The sequence below is a fragment of the Ralstonia edaphi genome (assembly GCF_958350185.1).
GTDB classification, from domain to species: Bacteria; Pseudomonadota; Gammaproteobacteria; order Burkholderiales; family Burkholderiaceae; genus Ralstonia; species Ralstonia edaphi.
Genome location: NZ_CATWHI010000004.1, coordinates 170,194 through 185,063, shown reverse-complemented (window position 1 = coordinate 185,063; position 14,870 = coordinate 170,194). Strand labels below are relative to the sequence as shown.

Here is a 14,870-nt window from a genome sequence, read left to right as displayed (position 1 = left end):
CAGGCTTGAGGTTGTGCTGCGGGTCAGCGGGTTTGCGCGGTGGTCTCCATCGCCACGTAGCGATGGGCAGGGCGCGAGGGCACTGTCTCAAACAGGCTGGCGCCTGTTAATGCAGCAGAAGACCTGGGATGGAAGGCATGGGCGCAGGCATGGGAAGGCCGCCGTGCGTGCCATCACGCAAGCCGCGCGAGCCCCAGCGCCAATCCCAATCCGATCAGGATCGCGCCGATCACGCCGTCCACGATGCGTTGCCGCGCCAGCAGCGAACGTCGCAACGCGCCTGACGCAAACAATGCGGCCACCAACGCAAACCACACCGCGTGCGCAGCCGACATGAACAGGCCGTAGCCGAACTGCGCGAGCAGCGGCGTGCTCGCGTGAACAACCTGCGTGTACGTGCTGACCACGAACAGCGTTGTTTTTGGATTGAGCGCATTGGTGAGAAAGCCCATGCGCAGGGCTGCGGACGTCGATAGCGTTGGAGCGTCGACGCTGTTACCGGCAGTTTCGCCGCGGGGCAACGGCTTGGCCGACAGCGTCTTCCAGCCAATCCACACCAGGTACGCCGCGCCCACCAGCTTGATGCCTTGCAGAAGCGTTGGCGCATGCGCGATCAGCAGGCCCACGCCGAACATCGTGTAGAACACGTGCACCTGCACGCCAAGCGCAATGCCCAGTGCGCACAGCACGCCGGCGCGCCGCCCATGCAGCAGGCTGTTGCGCGTGACCATGGCAAAGTCCGCGCCCGGGCTGATGACAGCCAGGATCGTGATGATGGCAACAGCAAGGAGTTCGGTCATGTCGGGCGCAATCGCAAAGTGGAGGTGCGCCGATTCTCGAGGCATCCGTCATCGCTGAAAATCGATTTATGATGCTCTTTTTAGGTGAGAAAAACTGACAGATGGCACTGCCTCCACTGAATACGCTGCGTGTGTTTGAGGCTGCGGCACGGCACGGCAGCTTCGTGCGCGCGGCGCAGGAGCTGCACGTGACACATGGCGCGATCAGCCGCCAGATACGGCAGTTGGAAGCGTCGTTAGGCGTGGACTTGTTCGAGCGTCGCAATCGGGCGGTCTTCCTGACATCGGCGGGCGAACAACTGCATGCCGCTGCCACCGATGCGTTCGGAATTCTCACCGATAGCATCGACCGGATTGCGCGCCGGGCAACGTCTTCAGCGCTGGTGGTGTCATGCGAACCGACGCTGGCGATGCGATGGTTGATCCCGAGGCTGTCGCGCTTTCAGGCCCGGCATCCGGCCATCCAGGTGCATCTGTTTGCGGCGGGCGGCCCCATCGATTTCGCACGCACCGGTGTGGACGTCGCCTTGCGCCGTGATGACTTTGCATGGCCCGCGCACGTGCATGCAGCACCCATTTGCGACGAGTGGATCGGCCCGGTGCACGCCCCCCAAGCGGATCCCGCCGCGCGCCGACGGCTGCTGCATACCGCCACGCGCCCCGATGCATGGCAGGCGTGGTGGCGTGCCAGCAGCACGACCCGACCGCGCGGCCGGTTGCCCGAGGCGCGCTATGAACATTTCTATCTGAGTTTGCAGGCGGCCCTGGCCGGGCAGGGCACGGCCATCGCATCAAAGCTGATGGCCGGTGACGATCTGAAAGATGGGCGGCTGATTGCGCCCGAAGGGTTTAGGCGTGACGGCTCGGGCTACTACTTGCTGGCCGATGCGCCGATCGCTCCCGACAGCCCGGCCGGCGCCTGGCTTGCCTGGCTGCGCGAAGAGACGGCCGCCACGCTGGCGGATTAATGCAAACCGGCGTTACGCCGCCGCGTGCCCGCCGCCCAGGATGCTCCGAATCGTAGCCAGATAGGCCTCACCCACGGCTCGGTTGAGCGGTCGCGCACGCGCTGTCGCCCGCTTGCGCGGCGGCGGTGTCAGGCCCAGCGTGCGGCAGACTTCCGACGCATAGGGCCGCCCGCGCACCTCCATGCGCAACACGACTTCGTTCAGCGCCTGTTCACCCAGACGCTCGCGCAGCCAGAGCACCGTCTGGCGGTCGTACTCGTTTTCGATGCGGATCAGGTCGTCCATGGCAGTGCTGTATAAATTTACAGTTACTGTAAATATATACAGGTATCCACGGATTTCAAGGACGATGTTGCAGCCGCGCCGCACGAGCGTGACGGGCGGCTCAGTCGATGCCGTAAACGCCCAGTGTCAGACCGTCATGCCGCCATCGACGACGATGCATTCGCCGTTGGTGTAGCTCGCCGCATCCGACACGAGATAAAGCACCGTGCCGGCCATCTCGCGCGGTTCGGCGTGGCGGCGCAGCGGGATTTCGCTGATCCAGCGGTCGTATGTCGCCTTGTCTTCAAAGAGGGCGCCTGCGAATTTGGTCTTGGTCAGGCCCGGCAGCAGCGCGTTCACGCGAATGCCGAAGGGCCCGCATTCCTTGGCGAACGCGCGCGTCATGTGGGCCACGGCGGCCTTGGTGATGGAATAGATGCCCTGCTTGTCGCCCGGGTGCAGCGCGTTGACCGATGCGGTGTTGACGATCGCACCGCCGCCCTGGGCCTTCATCATCTTGCCGGCTTCGACCGACATGAAGAAGTAGCCGCGGATGTTCACTTCCACCGTCTTCTCGTAGGCTGCCAGATCCGTGTCGAGGATGTGGCCGAAGTGCGGGTTGGCCGCGGCGTTGTTGATGAGAATGTCGAGCCGGCCGTGCGTGCGGCGGATGGTGTCGAACGCCGCGGCAATGTCTTCCATGCGGCCGACGTGGCAGGCGAGGGCTTCAGCCTTGCCGCCCGCAGCGCGGATGCGTTCGGCCACGATTTCGCAGTCGGCCAGCTTGCGGCTGGACACGATTACGTGCGCGCCTTGTTCTGCCAGCAGCTTGGCAATCTCTTCGCCAATGCCGCGGCTGGCGCCGGTCACAAGGGCAATCTTTCCGGTCAGGTCGAACAGGTTCGTGCTCATGGTGTGCTCCTCCAATGGTTGTGTGTTGTGAGCTTCGCCGGGGCGTTCAGCCGTAGGTCTGGAACGCGCGCCGTGCCGGGTCGTCCAGATGCGGGATGCCATTGAAGGTGGCGAGCTGGAACGATTCGGCGTTGAAGAAATACTGAGAGACGCTGCTGTTGCGGATCTGCAGGTTCAGCGCGATGGCGCTGGCGGGCGGTGCGGCCAGCACCTGCTGTGCGGTCACGGCGATGGGGCCGCCGGAGCTGATGGCGAGCACACGCTGCCCACCGCCGGCCTGGATGGCCGCGCGCGCATCGGCCACGCGTTGCTGGAAGGCGGCCCACGTCTCGTGCAGCGGCCCGCGGATCTTGTCGTCCGACCACAGGTGCAGCACCTGCTTGAGCGCCCGGTAGTGATCGCGCATCGAGCCCGAAGCCAGTTGTGTCAGCTCCGGAAAATCTTCGCCGAGGGCGGCAAACAGCCCTTGGAAGTCGTATTCGTTCAGCCCGGCATGCTGCTCAACCGCCGTGCCTGAAATGCCCATGCCGCGCAGGATGCCGTCGACGGTCTGTTCATGACGGCGCAAGGTGCCGCAGATGACGCGATCAAAAACGATGTCCTGCCGCGCGAAATATTCGCCGAGCCAGACGCTCTGCTGCTCGCCGCGCTCGGAGAGCCGGTCGTAATCTGCCGCGCCAAACGAGGCCTGTCCGTGCCGTACGAGATAAAGCTCCGCCATCGTCTGCTCGCCAAAATCAACGGGGACCCAGATTAGCGGCGCGACCATTATTTGTGAAATTTATTCTTTGAATGACCGGTAATGCATGCAATGAATAGTTGTGCCACCGCATGAGTTGCGGCGCGAGAGCAAGCTCCGGGTGACGACCGTGCGCCGCACGCAACATGGCTGCCCGCGCGCGCCGATCTTGTGTGTAATGGCCGTTTCGCCACTCGCTACAAAGGTCCTGTATGAAACCGTCTCGCTTTGCCGTTGCTGCGCTGCTGCTGTGTGCCTCAGGCCTGTCTTGTGCCGTCGATGCCAATCCCAAGGTGCTGTCCGCCGCCGAGGGCTACCGTGGTGACGCGCTGCAATTGCTGGAGCGCCTGGTGAACATCGACTCGGGCACGGGCAATGAAGCGGGGCTCAGCCAGATCGGCACCATCGTCACCGACGAACTGCGCAAGGCCGGCGCCCAGGTGGAAACGGTGTCTGCGGCGCCGGCCGTGGGCAACAACATCCTCGCCACCTGGAAGGGCACCGGCAAAACGCGCATTCTGCTGATGGCCCACATGGACACCGTCTTCAAGGACGGCACTGCCCGCGCCAAGCCGTTCACCATCAAGGACAAGCGCGCCTACGGCCCAGGCGTGATGGACGACAAGGGCGGTGTGGTGGCGGGTTTGTATGCGATGAAGATCCTGCAGCAGCTCGACTTCAAGCAATACGGGCAAGTCACGCTGCTGCTCAACACGAACGAGGAAACCGGCTCCAAGGGCACGCGGGCGTTGATCGAGCGCGAGGCCAAGCAACATGACGTGACGCTCAACCTGGAGCCGGGCCGGCCCGCCGATGGGCTTGTCGTGTGGCGCAAGGGCAGCGGCACCGCAGAGATCGACATCAAAGGCAAGGCCGCGCACGCCGGCGTGGCGCCCGAATCCGGTCGCAACGCCGCCAACGAACTGGCGCACCAGGTGCTGCAGCTCGGCAAGCTGGGCGACAGCGCCAAGCAGACGACCTTCAACGTGACGGTGCTCAAGGCGGGCGATGCGACCAACGTCATCCCCGACCATGCAACGGCGTACGCAGACGTGCGCGTGGCCGTGCCGGAGGAATTCGACCGCGTGGAGCGTGACCTGACGCGCGTATCGGCCAACAAGTTGATTCCGGACACGGAAGTCAAGACCTCGCTGGTGCGCAGCTTCCCGCCGATGCCGCGCAATGACGCGTCGGACAAGCTGGCCGCCAAGGCGCAAGCCATCTACGGCGAGATCGGCCGCAAGCTCACGCTCGAGGGCAGCGGCGGCGCCGCCGATTCCAGTCTGTCAGCCGGTGTCGGCACGCCCACGCTCGATGGCTTCGGGATCGTCGGGGGCGGCATCCACACGCCGGAGGAATACGCGGAAGTGGAGAGCGTCGTGCCGCGTCTCTACCTGCTGTCGCGCATGATCATGGAGCTTGCGGCGAACAAGTAAGTGCCGCGCGGCGGCATGCAACAACGAACGGGTGACGGCGCGGTGCTGTCACCCGTTTTGTTTTGTCGGCTCCGCCGGACGCTACGCAGGCAGTGGTGAAAGCGTGCCAAGCCACGCCACCAGCGCCAGGATCAGCATGGCAAGACAGGCTTCTGCCCGCAGGCTGTTGTGCAGCGCCTTGACTGCGCCAGCGGTATCGCCAGCGTTGATTGCAGCCGCGAGCCGGGGGCTCAATCGATAGCGATTGCCCGCTGCCAGCAGGAGCATCAACGCAAACAGTGCGAGCTTGCCGAGCAGCAACCACCCATACGGCGCCGTGAAGAGCGCGTCGAACGTCGGGCCGGCAACCAGCACATAGTTGACGACGCCCGTGGCAATCAACATCGCGACGATGCACGTGCCGATGGTCGCGAAGCCGCTGGCGGCACGGCTGAGCGTTTGCACCGTATGCGGCGTGCCGGTCCGGCGGGCCGACGACAGCAGCACGAACGCGACCAACGCACCCACCCACATGCCAGCCGCCAGCAGATGCGTCATGTCGATTGCCAGATGGAACGCGCCGCGCAAGCCCTCGTCCATGGCGCCGTGCCCGGCCCATGCAAGCGTGGCCAGCGCGATGGCGCCGGACGCCGCGAGTCCGATCTGTCGGCGGCGCGCATTTCGGCGCCACGCGATTGCCATGACGAGACCCGTCGCAAGCACCGCAATGCGCACCAGCCATGCCGCGCCGACTGCCGTGCCGGTCAGGATCATGTCGAAGACATGGCCGGTCAGCTCGCTATAGCGTGTGGCGCCGGTCATCGACTCGGCCATCGCCACCACGTCCCAGATCGACAGCACGATACCGGCCAATACCGATGCATCCAGCACCCTGCCGTACAGCCGAGAGACGCCCGACGATGGATCGGTTGGGCCAAGCGCGTAGAGGCTGAAAAGCGATACGCCGAAAAGCACCATCAAATCCAGATACAGCGCAAAGCGCAGGGTGACGGCCAGCCAGTCCTCCGGCATCGCGTTACTTCACCTGGAACGTCAGGTTGCCGGCTACGCGGTGCGTGTCTGCGGCTACGACATGCCAGTCGACGCGGTACGCCCCGGGCGCCAGCGGCTGCGTGGGGGAGACGGTCAGCGTGCGTCCGTCGGTGCCCGTGGCGACCTTGGCGGCCACATTCGTCGTCGAGCCGGATGCCGCGGTCATGACGAGCGTGGCATCACTGAACTGGGCAACCAGTTTTTCCGAGAAATGGAGCGCAATCTGGGCCGGGGGCGGCCCCACCGATTTGTCGGCGGGATTGGCCGAAAGCAGCTTCGGATGGGCCATGGCAAGCGAGGTGGCGAGGGCGGCACCAATGGCAACACACGCTTGGGCAATTCGGGAGGGGCTGAGCATCGGCATGCGGGCTTCCTGTGAATTGGGGGATGGCGACTAGCGTAACGCATCATTTTCCGCGCGGGCGCCCCTGCCCTTGTGCGTGCCGCAGCGCAAGGCCAGACTAGATGTAAACGACCACATCCGGCGCCCCGTTTTATCGGGCCGATGTGCTATCGTCCCCGCCACGAAAAATTCACAAATTCCGGGTATGCACGACGTCGTCATCAGCGGCACGGGCCTGTGGGTCGCGCCCGAGGTCATCACCAACGAGGAGCTGGTCGCCTCCTATAACGCCTACGCGCAGCTCTACAACGCGCAGCACGCTGCCGCGATTGCGGCGGGCGAACTGACGGCGCTGGCGGAATCGTCGGCGGAGTTCATCGAGAAGGCGTCAGGCATCCGCCAGCGCTACGTGGTCGACAAGGCCGGCGTGCTGGACCCGACGCGCATGCGCCCGCGTCTGACGCCGCGCCCCGACGATGCGCTGTCGCTGCAGGCAGAGATTGGTGTGGCCGCCGCGCGCGACGCATTGGCCGCCGCCGGCCGCGATGCCGCCGACGTCGACATGCTGCTTTGCGCGACGTCCAATTTCCAACGTCCGTATCCGGCGTTGGGCGTGGAAATTCAGAACGGCATTGGCGCGGGCGGTTACGCGTTCGACATGAACGTCGCATGCTCGTCGGCCACGTTCGGGCTGGAGCAGGCCATCAACGCCGTGCGCAGTGGCACAGCGCGCGCCGCGCTGGTGGTGAGCCCGGAAATCACCTCCGGCCACCTCGATTGGAAAGACCGCGATTGCCACTTCATCTTTGGCGACGTGTGCACGGCCGTGCTGGTCGAGCGCGCCGAAGACACGCGCTCCACCGACGCCTGGCGCGTGCTCGGCACCAAATGCGCGACGAGCTTTTCCAACAACATCCGCAACAACGCCGGCTACCTCTCGCGCAGCGAAGACCGCAACCCGGACGATCGCGATCAGCTCTTCCGCCAGGAAGGCCGCAAGGTCTTCAAGGAAGTCTGCCCGATGGCGGCGGAGCACATTGCCGGCCATCTGCAGCAACTGGGCCACGCCCCGGCCGACGTGCGCCGCTTCTGGCTGCATCAGGCCAACCTGGCGATGAACCAGCTGATCGGCAAACGCCTGCTCGGGCACGATGCATCGGCCGACGAGGCGCCGGTCATTCTCGACGAGTTCGCCAACACGGCATCGGCAGGTTCCATCATTGCGTTCCACCGCCACCGTGCCGACCTGAAGTCGGGCGACCTCGGCATGATCTGCTCGTTTGGCGCAGGCTATTCGATCGGCAGTGTGGCGGTGCAGAAGCAGTAATCGATCTGCACCGAATCGCGGGCGGCGCTCAGGTCTGACCGGGCAGCGTCGCCGCGAAAAAGTCCAGCGCCCGGCGCACGGCCTGGGCATGCACCGCATCGCGATCCACGCCGGGGTTGTCCTTGCACAGCAGCGGCACATGGGGTGCGGCACCGGGCAGGCACGTGTCCACGAACGTGTAGTGCGACGCCGCCGGCACCAGCAGCAGATCGGCCTTGGGCAGCATCTTGGCGACGCGGCGTACGTTGGTGTCGACGGGCACGGTGACATCCGCGTCTCCGGCCATCAGCGAGACGGGGATGCTGATGTTGCCAAGCGACGTGGCGTCCATCGCCATGCCCAGGGCGGGCGCCATCGCAAAAACGCTTTTGATGCGTGCGTCGCGGTAGGACGCGCCGGAGCGGGCGAGGGACGCTTCCGTCTGCGGTGACCTGGCTGTGTCGGCAGTCGGGTTGATCTGCGCTCGGGCCATCTCAGGCGGGTGGCAGATGGCGTCCGCCTGTGGCGAGCCGCAGAACGCCATGAAGGCCGCGACATCCGTGCGTGCGCCGGCCAGCTCCAGCACGGTATAGCCGCCCAACGAAAAGCCCACGGCGCCGATGCGCGTGCGATCGACATGCGCGCCCAACACGGGATCGGCGAGCACGCCATCCAACACTTCGCTGACATCGGTGGCGCGCTCCCACCACAGCATGAAGCCTTCGCGCGTGAGCGGTTCCAGCGCCGTGTTGCCCGGGTGGTTCACGCCCGCGACGATGTAGCCGTGCGCCGCCAGCGCAGCCGCCATCCAATCGAGGCTTCCTGCCGTGCCGCCCGTGCCGTGCGAAAGCAGCAGCAGCGGATATTGCGCCTGCGTTGACGCGACGGGCGCTTCGCCGGCAGATGGCTGCATGCGGAACGGCGACCGGCCCGGCGCATCGACGTTGTGTGAAATCTCGGGCACGGAAATATCCGCCGGATACCAGACGTTGGTGATGAGCGCCTGCGTGCGTGCTCCGCGCCAATGGCGCTCGGCCTGCGGATGAAATGCGCGGGTGGTTTCCCCCACGTGGTATGGCGCAGCAGGCTCATCAGCGGAGCCGCCATAGGCCGCGCCCATGGCAAAGGCCGCCAGCGCGGCGGCAAGGCAACGACGCAACATCTTTACTCCTTGCGGATGGGGATCATCAGATCGGTTACGCAGGCGCGCGGCGGGTGGTGCCGCCCGGGGCTGCGATACAACTCGAGCGCCGGCCGGTCGTCCGGTTCGAAGCCGTAGCTGGGGAGGCAGCCGCCGTAGAGCGCCTGCATGGTGGGTGCGATGAGCGCATAAGGGCCGATCAGCCGGTGGCAAGCGTAGAGGCCGCCTTCGATGCGCATCGGCTGCAGGCGGCCGGTAATGGCGCGCGGCGTATCGAGGATCACGCCCGCGAAGTATTCGAACGAGCCAGGCGTTTCCGGATCGCCATAGCAGACACCAATGCGGTCAGGCGCATCCGCCGATTCCATATCGATGCCGAGCAACTGCCGCAGCATGACAAACGTCTGACGGATCGTCGCAACGGGGCCGTCGTGGCGCAGGCAGAGCGCGTGCCGCGGCGGCTGCTCGATCAGCTCGATGGGCGGCAGGTCTGCGGTCTCGGTGCTGCGCACATTCAGCGCCTGCTGCCGGGTCTGGAACGCGCGCGGGCTTACGCCGGTGAACTCGCGGAAAGCGCGGGCGAAGGCCTGCGGGCTGCCATACCCAACGTTGAGCGCGACATCGGTGACGGAATCTTCTGCGCCGCTCAACCGGTGCGCAGCCTGCGCCAGCCGCACGCGCTGGACGGTCTCGAACACGCCTTCGCCCGTGAGCGCGCGGTAGATGCGATGAAAGTGAAATGGCGACAGGTGCGCCACCGCCGCCAGGCTCTGCACGGTATGCGGCGCGGCGGGGTCGGCCAGGATCGCCTCGATGACGCGGGCGATGCGGCGGTGGTAGTCGTGTTCAGTGCGGGGCTTCATGCGGCAAAGCATAGTCGCCCCGCAGGCGTCGCGCGGTGCAGCGATTGCGCAAAATGCGCGGGCCAGGGGCGTCCCGCTATCGTCCGCCCGTGGCCCGCAAGGTGGAGGCGAAGGTCCGCAGCGCCTTCTTTGCGGCCGGATCGGCGACCCGCGAATGCAGCACCACGCTGCGCGACGGAAGCGGCGGGAGGCCAAGCGCATCGCCCACATCGATGGTGCCGGCCGGTGCCACGCGTCGGCTGAGTGCCGCCACCGCCAAGCCGGCCGCCACCGCCGCGCCGATGGTGGCTACGCCGCCCCCGATGAAGACCTCTTGCCAGGCGATGCCCGCGGTGTCCAACGCCGTCGTTGCCATCTGCCGGATGCGGCACGTTTCGGTCTGGTTGGCCAGACGGACCGGTTCGCCCGCGCGGTGCTCAAAGTCGGGTGCGGCCATCCAGCCGAAAGGCTCTTCCATGAGGACTTCGCCGTCGGTGCGGCGGTTGTCGTGGCGCAGCACGATGGCGGCATCCAGCACGCCGCCTTCGAGCATCTCCACGATTTCCCAGGAACTGGCGATGCGGATTTCCAGTGTGAGCGTCGGTTCCGCCCGGCCCATCTGTCGCAAGAGGCGCGGCAGTTCTGCGCCGACGATGTGGTGGCTCATCCCGACCGACAAGCGCCGCCGCTCCACGCCAAACGAGCCCAGCGCGCCTTCGTGCGCAGCCACCAGGTCACGCGCTGCCGGGAGAAACGCCGCGCCATCCTGCGACAGCCGCACCAGGCGCGGCGTGCGCTCCAGAAGCCGGCGGCCCAGCGCATCTTCCAGCCGCTTGATCTTCAGGCTCACGGCGGATTGCGTCGAATCCATGGCCTCCGCCGCGCGCGTGAAGCTCTTCAGATCGGCGGTCAGCACGAAGGCTTGAACAGCCTCCAGGTCGAGCATCCTCATGGTTCAATCATTTTAAAATCGAATGATTGAAATATCTTAGGATGCCTTTTTGCAATGGGCAATGTGAGGCATCCTGTGGTCACTGCAAACCAAGGAGTGCACCATGCCTCTCGTTCAAGTGTCGTTGCGGCGCGGCAAGCCTGCCGCTTATCACCAGGCCATTTTCGACGGCGTCTATCGCGCCATGCGCGAAACATTCAACGTGCCGGAAGACGATCGCTTCATGACGCTGACCGAGCACGACGCGAGCACCTTCAGCGTCAGCCCGACGTACTTCGGCATCGCGCGCAGCGACGACGTGGTGATCATCCAGATCACCGCCAACAACACGCGCAACCTCGAGCAGAAGCAGGCGCTCTATCGCCGCATCGTCGAGCTGCTGGGCGACAAGCCGGGCGTGCGGCCCGAAGACGTATTCATCAACCTCGTAGAGGTGCTGCCCGAGAACTGGTCGTTCGGCCACGGGATCGCGCAGTATGCGAAATGACGCCGCGCCAGGCGCTTCTCGCGCACCTGGGCGGCGTGCTGTGGGGGGCGGTGTTGATCGTCGGCACGGCGGTCACGTTGGCGGCCGTCGCGCGCGACGTGTTGCCGAGGCTCAGTCCTTGAGCGAATTGCCGAGCATGTCGAGCAGGAACTGCGTGCCGCGCTCGCGCGATCCGGAATCGTCGTAGCCATCCAGGAAGGCGCCTTGCTCGGTCATGACGAGGTGCGTGCCGCCTGAGCCGTCCTTGGGCTGGCGCAATTCCAGCGTGGCGAGCGAGGCGGAGATCTTGCGATCGTCCAGGTGCATCACATACGAATAGACGACGCGTTCGTTCGGGATGACGTCGTGATACAGCGCTTCGAAGCTGGAGACGACACCGCTGTCCCATCGGCCCTTGACGACTTCGCGGCCGCCGGGCGTGGCATCCATTTCACGCACGAGCAGCGTGTAGCCGTTGCCGCCGGCAAACCACTTGGCCTTGGCGGCCGGGTCAGTCAGTGCCTTGAACACGCGCGAGCGCGGTGCGTCGTAGGTGCGTTCCACCGTAAAGGTGGCATGCACCACGGAGCGCTGGATGCCATCGGCCACCGGCACGCTTGCGGCTTCGCGTTCCAGCTTGTCGAGCGTCTGCTTCCAGCCCTCGGATGCCCCCTTGATCATCATCTCGGCAATCGGCGCGAGCGGCGTGTGGGTCTGCGTGACTTCCATGCGCGTGCCTCCGCATTCTTCGGCAAAGGTGACGACGGTGTGGGCGTTCATCAGCGGGCGGTTGTCGCCATCCACGACGTTCATGTCGATGACGAGGCGCGCGTTGGGCACGATCTCGAGAAAGTGGCCGCGCGACCAGTGGTCTTGCCCCTCGGGCGAGCGCATGCAGACGTCAAACTTGCCGCCCACGCGAAACTCGACTGTTGCGTCCGGCACCGTGAAGTGCGTCGGGCAGAACCAGCGCTTGATGTGGTCGGCGGTGCTCCAGGCCTTGAAGACCCAGTCACGCGAAACGGGGAAGGTGCGTGAGATCACGAGGGGGCGCAGGGTCGTGCCGGCGGGGCTGTCAATGGTCGTCGTCATGCAAGTCTCCTTGGGTTTTGAGCGTTTCCAGATAGGCGCCCAGGCGGTCGAAGTGCTGTTCCCACTCCAGGCGTCGTTGGTTGATCCACTGCTCGGCGAGGCTCAGCGCCTCGGGTTCGATACGGCAAGTCCGTACGCGGCCCACCTTTTCCGATCGCACGAGACCGGAGTTCTCCAGCACCGACAGGTGCTGCATCACCGCGGGCAGCGAGATGTCGAGGGGTTGCGCAAGTTCGCTCACCGACGCCGGCCCGCGCACGAGCTGCACCAGCATCGCGCGCCGGTTGCCGTCGGCCAGGGCCTGGAAGGCGAGATCGAGGGAAGTGTCATGGTTAAGCATGTGGTTAACTATAGCGACTCTGAATAGTTAAGCAAGTACTTTATCTTTCTGTCGTTGACACACCGATTTACTTCGCATACAAAGTAAAACACTTCGCACGCGAACTAAACCGACGTCATGAACAGCACACCGCTCACCATTCCCGCCACGGACGGCTATCCCCTCGGCGCCATGCTCTGGACGGCTGCCGGCGCGCCGCAGGGCGTGGTGGTCATGCACCCGGCCACGGGCGTGCCGCAGCGCATCTACCAAGCCTTTGCCAAGTTCCTGGCCGAGCACGGCTTCCACACGATCACGTACGACTACCGCGGTATCGGCGCATCGCGGCCCAAGAGCCTGCGCCGCTTTGCTGCCCGCATGCGCGACTGGGCGCTGCTCGACGCCGAAGGCGTGATGCGATGGGCAAGGGCGCGTTATCCGGACTTGCCGCAACTGGCGGTCGGGCACTCGGTGGGCGGCCACGCCATCGGTCTGTGCTGCGCCGACTGGGATGTCGCGGGCGTGGTGCAGGTGGCCTGCCACACGGGCAACTCGCGCTTCATCCGCCAACGCGGCGAACGCTGGCGCGTGGAGTTGATCCTGCGCGGCATTGGCCCCTTGATGGCGCGGTTGATTGGCTACGTGCCGGGCAAGCGCATGGGCCTGGGCGAAGACCTGCCGGGCGGTGTCGCCATCGAATGGGGCGCATGGGCCGGCATGCAGCGCTACTTTTTCGATGATCCGACGCTCGGCGCCGTCGAGCGCTTCAACCGTGTCACGCATCCGGTGCTCGTCTACGGCTTTGACGATGACCCGTGGGCCACGCCCGCCGCCATCAACGCGTTGACGATGCACTTCACGAACACGTGGGTCGAACGGCGGCAGATCACGCCTGCACAGGCCGGCGGCGCGGTGGGGCACATGGGCTTCTTCCGCGCGCAGTTCGCCACCACGCTGTGGCCGGGTCTGGTGGATTGGCTGCGCGAGCGTGCCGCCGCCACACGCAACGAAGCGGAGGCTGCATGACGGCACCCGACCGCCGCCTTGTGTATCTGATCAGCGTCGGGCAGCGCCGCTTGCAGCGCTGGATTCAATCGCGCACCGGCGAGGGCGTGACCGCCGCGCAATCCGGCCTGCTGTTCTTCCTGGAAAAGAACGACGGCGCGTTGATGCGCGAAGCCGGCGCCGCGCTGGACCTCGGCCCCTCCGCCATGAGCGGCCTGGTCGATCGCTCTGTCGACGCCGGCCTCATCGAGCGCCGCGCCGATGCCAAGGATGGCCGCGCCTGGCAGCTCTGGATCACGCCTGCCGGCCGCGAAGCCTTGGCCGAAACGCGCACCGGCCTGGCCGAACTGAACGCGCGGCTGACCGAAGGTTTTACCGACGCCGAGATCGACGTCGTCGCACGCTGGCTGGCCAGCCTGCAAACCAAGTTCCCCAACGGAGACGAGCAATGAGTGAACACATCCGGAGCCACAACGCCGACGGCGTGCTGACGCTCACCCTGGCCCGCGCCGACAAGAAAAACGCCATCACCGATGCGATGTACGGCGCGCTGGCCGACGCGTTGGGCGCCGCCGAACGCGACAACACCGTGCGCGTGGTGTTGCTGCGCGCCGAGGGCGACATGTTCTCCGCCGGCAACGACATCGGCGAATTTGCATCAATTGCCATGACCGGCGGCAAGGGCGGTGCTGAGCGCAACGTCATCCGTTTCCTGCATGCGCTGGCCCGTGCCACGCGCCCGCTGGTGGCGGCAGTGCAAGGCCGCGCGGTCGGCATCGGCACGACCATGCTCTTGCATTGCGACTTCGTGCTGCTGGCGGACAACGCGCAGCTGTCCACGCCGTTCGTCAATCTGGCGCTGGTGCCGGAAGCCGCATCGAGCCTGCTGATGCCTGCGCGCCTCGGCCACGTGCGCGCGTTCGAGATGTTCGCGCTGGGCGATGCGGTGAACGCGGAATCGGCGCTCGCGTGGGGTTTGGCGAACCGGGTGGTGCCGCTGTACCAGCTCGGCACGGAGGCGCAGGCCATTGCGGCGCGATTGGCGCGCCAGCCGTTGGGCGCCCTGACCGAAACCAAGCGCCTGATGCGCGATGCCGAACTGCTCAAGCAACAGATGGATGCGGAGAGCGCTTGCTTTGCGCAGCGTCTGCAATCTCCGGAGGCGCATGAAGCCTTCCGGGCGTTTGTCGATCGACGACCGCCCAATTTCAACGCCGTGGCGCACTGAGCGCGGCGGTGTCTCCTTCGGCGGC

19 protein-coding genes are annotated in these 14,870 nt (G+C 65.7%); 8 read left to right on the top strand and 11 right to left on the bottom strand.

What is annotated here, in order from left to right; genetic code table 11:
• Nucleotides 1-173 precede the first annotated feature (173 nt).
• Nucleotides 174-800 carry a LysE family translocator gene (locus R2669_RS15640; RefSeq protein ID WP_316901095.1) on the bottom strand — a complete coding sequence of 209 codons (627 nt, stop codon included), beginning with the start codon at nt 798-800 and terminating at the stop codon, nt 174-176.
• A gap of 101 nt (nt 801-901) precedes the next feature.
• On the opposite strand from R2669_RS15640, the gene R2669_RS15635 reads away from it, so the two are divergent.
• Nucleotides 902-1,768: a LysR family transcriptional regulator gene (locus R2669_RS15635; protein ID WP_316901093.1), complete on the top strand. Its 867-nt coding sequence runs from the start codon at nt 902-904 to the stop codon at nt 1,766-1,768.
• A 12-nt stretch (nt 1,769-1,780) separates the two neighbouring features.
• Here the strand turns inward: R2669_RS15635 and R2669_RS15630 are convergent, their stop codons facing one another.
• The 3 genes from R2669_RS15630 to R2669_RS15620 form a co-directional block, all read right to left on the bottom strand.
• Entirely contained in the window at nt 1,781-2,053 is a 273-nt protein-coding gene (locus tag R2669_RS15630) for a CppA family protein (protein WP_316901091.1), read from the bottom strand.
• Between the two features lie 126 nt (nt 2,054-2,179).
• Nucleotides 2,180-2,944, bottom strand: coding sequence for an SDR family oxidoreductase (locus R2669_RS15625; protein WP_316874585.1), 765 nt, complete (start codon nt 2,942-2,944; stop codon nt 2,180-2,182).
• Between the two features lie 46 nt (nt 2,945-2,990).
• Nucleotides 2,991-3,665: a histidine phosphatase family protein gene (locus R2669_RS15620; protein ID WP_316890723.1), complete on the bottom strand. Its 675-nt coding sequence runs from the start codon at nt 3,663-3,665 to the stop codon at nt 2,991-2,993.
• Between the two features lie 230 nt (nt 3,666-3,895).
• On the opposite strand from R2669_RS15620, the gene R2669_RS15615 reads away from it, so the two are divergent.
• Nucleotides 3,896-5,119, top strand: coding sequence for a M20/M25/M40 family metallo-hydrolase (locus R2669_RS15615; protein WP_316901089.1), 1,224 nt, complete (start codon nt 3,896-3,898; stop codon nt 5,117-5,119).
• A gap of 81 nt (nt 5,120-5,200) precedes the next feature.
• Here R2669_RS15615 and copD read toward each other — a convergent pair whose 3' ends face one another.
• Both copD and copC read right to left on the bottom strand, forming a co-directional pair.
• Nucleotides 5,201-6,130 carry a copper homeostasis membrane protein CopD gene (gene copD, locus R2669_RS15610; RefSeq protein WP_316890726.1) on the bottom strand — a complete coding sequence of 310 codons (930 nt, stop codon included), beginning with the start codon at nt 6,128-6,130 and terminating at the stop codon, nt 5,201-5,203.
• Nucleotides 6,131-6,134: 4 nt separating this feature from the next.
• Nucleotides 6,135-6,515 (bottom strand): copper homeostasis periplasmic binding protein CopC, encoded by a 381-nt coding sequence (gene copC / locus R2669_RS15605; protein WP_430708800.1) that lies wholly within the window; start codon nt 6,513-6,515, stop codon nt 6,135-6,137.
• Nucleotides 6,516-6,699: 184 nt separating this feature from the next.
• Between copC and R2669_RS15600 the strand changes: the two genes are divergently transcribed.
• Complete coding sequence (locus R2669_RS15600) at nt 6,700-7,821, top strand: beta-ketoacyl-ACP synthase III (RefSeq protein WP_316901087.1); 1,122 nt, start codon at nt 6,700-6,702, stop codon at nt 7,819-7,821.
• Between the two features lie 28 nt (nt 7,822-7,849).
• On the opposite strand, the gene R2669_RS15595 is transcribed toward R2669_RS15600, so the two are convergent.
• The 3 genes from R2669_RS15595 to R2669_RS15585 all read right to left on the bottom strand — a co-directional run bounded on the left by R2669_RS15595 (nt 7,850) and on the right by R2669_RS15585 (nt 10,735).
• Complete coding sequence (locus R2669_RS15595) at nt 7,850-8,962, bottom strand: alpha/beta hydrolase family protein (RefSeq protein WP_316901085.1); 1,113 nt, start codon at nt 8,960-8,962, stop codon at nt 7,850-7,852.
• 2 nt (nt 8,963-8,964) lie between these two features.
• Nucleotides 8,965-9,804 carry an AraC family transcriptional regulator gene (locus R2669_RS15590; RefSeq protein ID WP_316901082.1) on the bottom strand — a complete coding sequence of 280 codons (840 nt, stop codon included), beginning with the start codon at nt 9,802-9,804 and terminating at the stop codon, nt 8,965-8,967.
• Nucleotides 9,805-9,880: 76 nt separating this feature from the next.
• Nucleotides 9,881-10,735: a LysR family transcriptional regulator gene (locus tag R2669_RS15585; RefSeq protein WP_316901080.1), complete on the bottom strand. Its 855-nt coding sequence runs from the start codon at nt 10,733-10,735 to the stop codon at nt 9,881-9,883.
• A 103-nt stretch (nt 10,736-10,838) separates the two neighbouring features.
• Here R2669_RS15585 and R2669_RS15580 point away from each other — a divergent pair, with 103 nt between their 5' ends.
• A complete protein-coding gene (locus tag R2669_RS15580) occupies nt 10,839-11,222 on the top strand; it encodes a tautomerase family protein (RefSeq protein ID WP_147215443.1) in 384 nt (127 codons plus the stop codon).
• On the top strand, nt 11,219-11,344 hold the full coding sequence (locus R2669_RS15575; protein ID WP_316901078.1) for a hypothetical protein: 126 nt from the start codon (nt 11,219-11,221) through the stop codon (nt 11,342-11,344). The genes R2669_RS15580 and R2669_RS15575 overlap by 4 nt, the downstream gene beginning before the upstream one ends.
• Here R2669_RS15575 and R2669_RS15570 read toward each other — a convergent pair.
• Together R2669_RS15570 and R2669_RS15565 are read right to left on the bottom strand one after the other, a co-directional pair.
• Nucleotides 11,334-12,293 carry an SRPBCC family protein gene (locus R2669_RS15570; protein ID WP_316901077.1) on the bottom strand — a complete coding sequence of 320 codons (960 nt, stop codon included), beginning with the start codon at nt 12,291-12,293 and terminating at the stop codon, nt 11,334-11,336. The genes R2669_RS15575 and R2669_RS15570 overlap by 11 nt on opposite strands.
• Nucleotides 12,277-12,633 carry an ArsR/SmtB family transcription factor gene (locus tag R2669_RS15565; protein WP_027679942.1) on the bottom strand — a complete coding sequence of 119 codons (357 nt, stop codon included), beginning with the start codon at nt 12,631-12,633 and terminating at the stop codon, nt 12,277-12,279. The genes R2669_RS15570 and R2669_RS15565 overlap by 17 nt, the downstream gene beginning before the upstream one ends.
• Before the next feature lie 117 nt (nt 12,634-12,750).
• On the opposite strand from R2669_RS15565, the gene R2669_RS15560 reads away from it, so the two are divergent.
• The 3 genes from R2669_RS15560 to R2669_RS15550 are packed head-to-tail and all read left to right on the top strand — an operon-like array spanning nt 12,751 to nt 14,845.
• Complete coding sequence (locus tag R2669_RS15560) at nt 12,751-13,638, top strand: alpha/beta hydrolase family protein (RefSeq protein WP_316901075.1); 888 nt, start codon at nt 12,751-12,753, stop codon at nt 13,636-13,638.
• Nucleotides 13,635-14,069, top strand: a complete 435-nt coding sequence (locus tag R2669_RS15555) for a MarR family winged helix-turn-helix transcriptional regulator (RefSeq protein ID WP_147215437.1) — start codon at nt 13,635-13,637, stop codon at nt 14,067-14,069. Before R2669_RS15560 ends, R2669_RS15555 begins: the two co-directional genes overlap by 4 nt.
• Nucleotides 14,066-14,845: an enoyl-CoA hydratase gene (locus R2669_RS15550; RefSeq protein WP_316901074.1), complete on the top strand. Its 780-nt coding sequence runs from the start codon at nt 14,066-14,068 to the stop codon at nt 14,843-14,845. Before R2669_RS15555 ends, R2669_RS15550 begins: the two co-directional genes overlap by 4 nt.
• The last annotated feature ends 25 nt before the right edge of the window (nt 14,846-14,870 follow it).

Excerpts from the sequence above, each read along its gene's own strand:
- R2669_RS15565 (WP_027679942.1), bottom strand. The coding sequence starts at position 12,633 with ATGCTTAACCATGACACTTCCCTCGATCTCGCCTTCCAGGCCCTGGCC.
- R2669_RS15625 (WP_316874585.1), bottom strand. The coding sequence starts at position 2,944 with ATGAGCACGAACCTGTTCGACCTGACCGGAAAGATTGCCCTTGTGACC.
- R2669_RS15575 (WP_316901078.1), top strand. The coding sequence starts at position 11,219 with ATGACGCCGCGCCAGGCGCTTCTCGCGCACCTGGGCGGCGTGCTGTGG.
- R2669_RS15615 (WP_316901089.1), top strand. The coding sequence starts at position 3,896 with ATGAAACCGTCTCGCTTTGCCGTTGCTGCGCTGCTGCTGTGTGCCTCA.
- R2669_RS15555 (WP_147215437.1), top strand. The coding sequence starts at position 13,635 with ATGACGGCACCCGACCGCCGCCTTGTGTATCTGATCAGCGTCGGGCAG.
- R2669_RS15635 (WP_316901093.1), top strand. The coding sequence starts at position 902 with ATGGCACTGCCTCCACTGAATACGCTGCGTGTGTTTGAGGCTGCGGCA.
- R2669_RS15560 (WP_316901075.1), top strand. The coding sequence starts at position 12,751 with ATGAACAGCACACCGCTCACCATTCCCGCCACGGACGGCTATCCCCTC.
- R2669_RS15580 (WP_147215443.1), top strand. The coding sequence starts at position 10,839 with ATGCCTCTCGTTCAAGTGTCGTTGCGGCGCGGCAAGCCTGCCGCTTAT.
- R2669_RS15585 (WP_316901080.1), bottom strand. The coding sequence starts at position 10,735 with ATGAGGATGCTCGACCTGGAGGCTGTTCAAGCCTTCGTGCTGACCGCC.
- copD (WP_316890726.1), bottom strand. The coding sequence starts at position 6,130 with ATGCCGGAGGACTGGCTGGCCGTCACCCTGCGCTTTGCGCTGTATCTG.
- R2669_RS15640 (WP_316901095.1), bottom strand. The coding sequence starts at position 800 with ATGACCGAACTCCTTGCTGTTGCCATCATCACGATCCTGGCTGTCATC.
- R2669_RS15590 (WP_316901082.1), bottom strand. The coding sequence starts at position 9,804 with ATGAAGCCCCGCACTGAACACGACTACCACCGCCGCATCGCCCGCGTC.
- R2669_RS15550 (WP_316901074.1), top strand. The coding sequence starts at position 14,066 with ATGAGTGAACACATCCGGAGCCACAACGCCGACGGCGTGCTGACGCTC.
- R2669_RS15595 (WP_316901085.1), bottom strand. The coding sequence starts at position 8,962 with ATGTTGCGTCGTTGCCTTGCCGCCGCGCTGGCGGCCTTTGCCATGGGC.
- R2669_RS15620 (WP_316890723.1), bottom strand. The coding sequence starts at position 3,665 with ATGGCGGAGCTTTATCTCGTACGGCACGGACAGGCCTCGTTTGGCGCG.
- R2669_RS15570 (WP_316901077.1), bottom strand. The coding sequence starts at position 12,293 with ATGACGACGACCATTGACAGCCCCGCCGGCACGACCCTGCGCCCCCTC.
- copC (WP_430708800.1), bottom strand. The coding sequence starts at position 6,515 with ATGCCGATGCTCAGCCCCTCCCGAATTGCCCAAGCGTGTGTTGCCATT.
- R2669_RS15600 (WP_316901087.1), top strand. The coding sequence starts at position 6,700 with ATGCACGACGTCGTCATCAGCGGCACGGGCCTGTGGGTCGCGCCCGAG.
- R2669_RS15630 (WP_316901091.1), bottom strand. The coding sequence starts at position 2,053 with ATGGACGACCTGATCCGCATCGAAAACGAGTACGACCGCCAGACGGTG.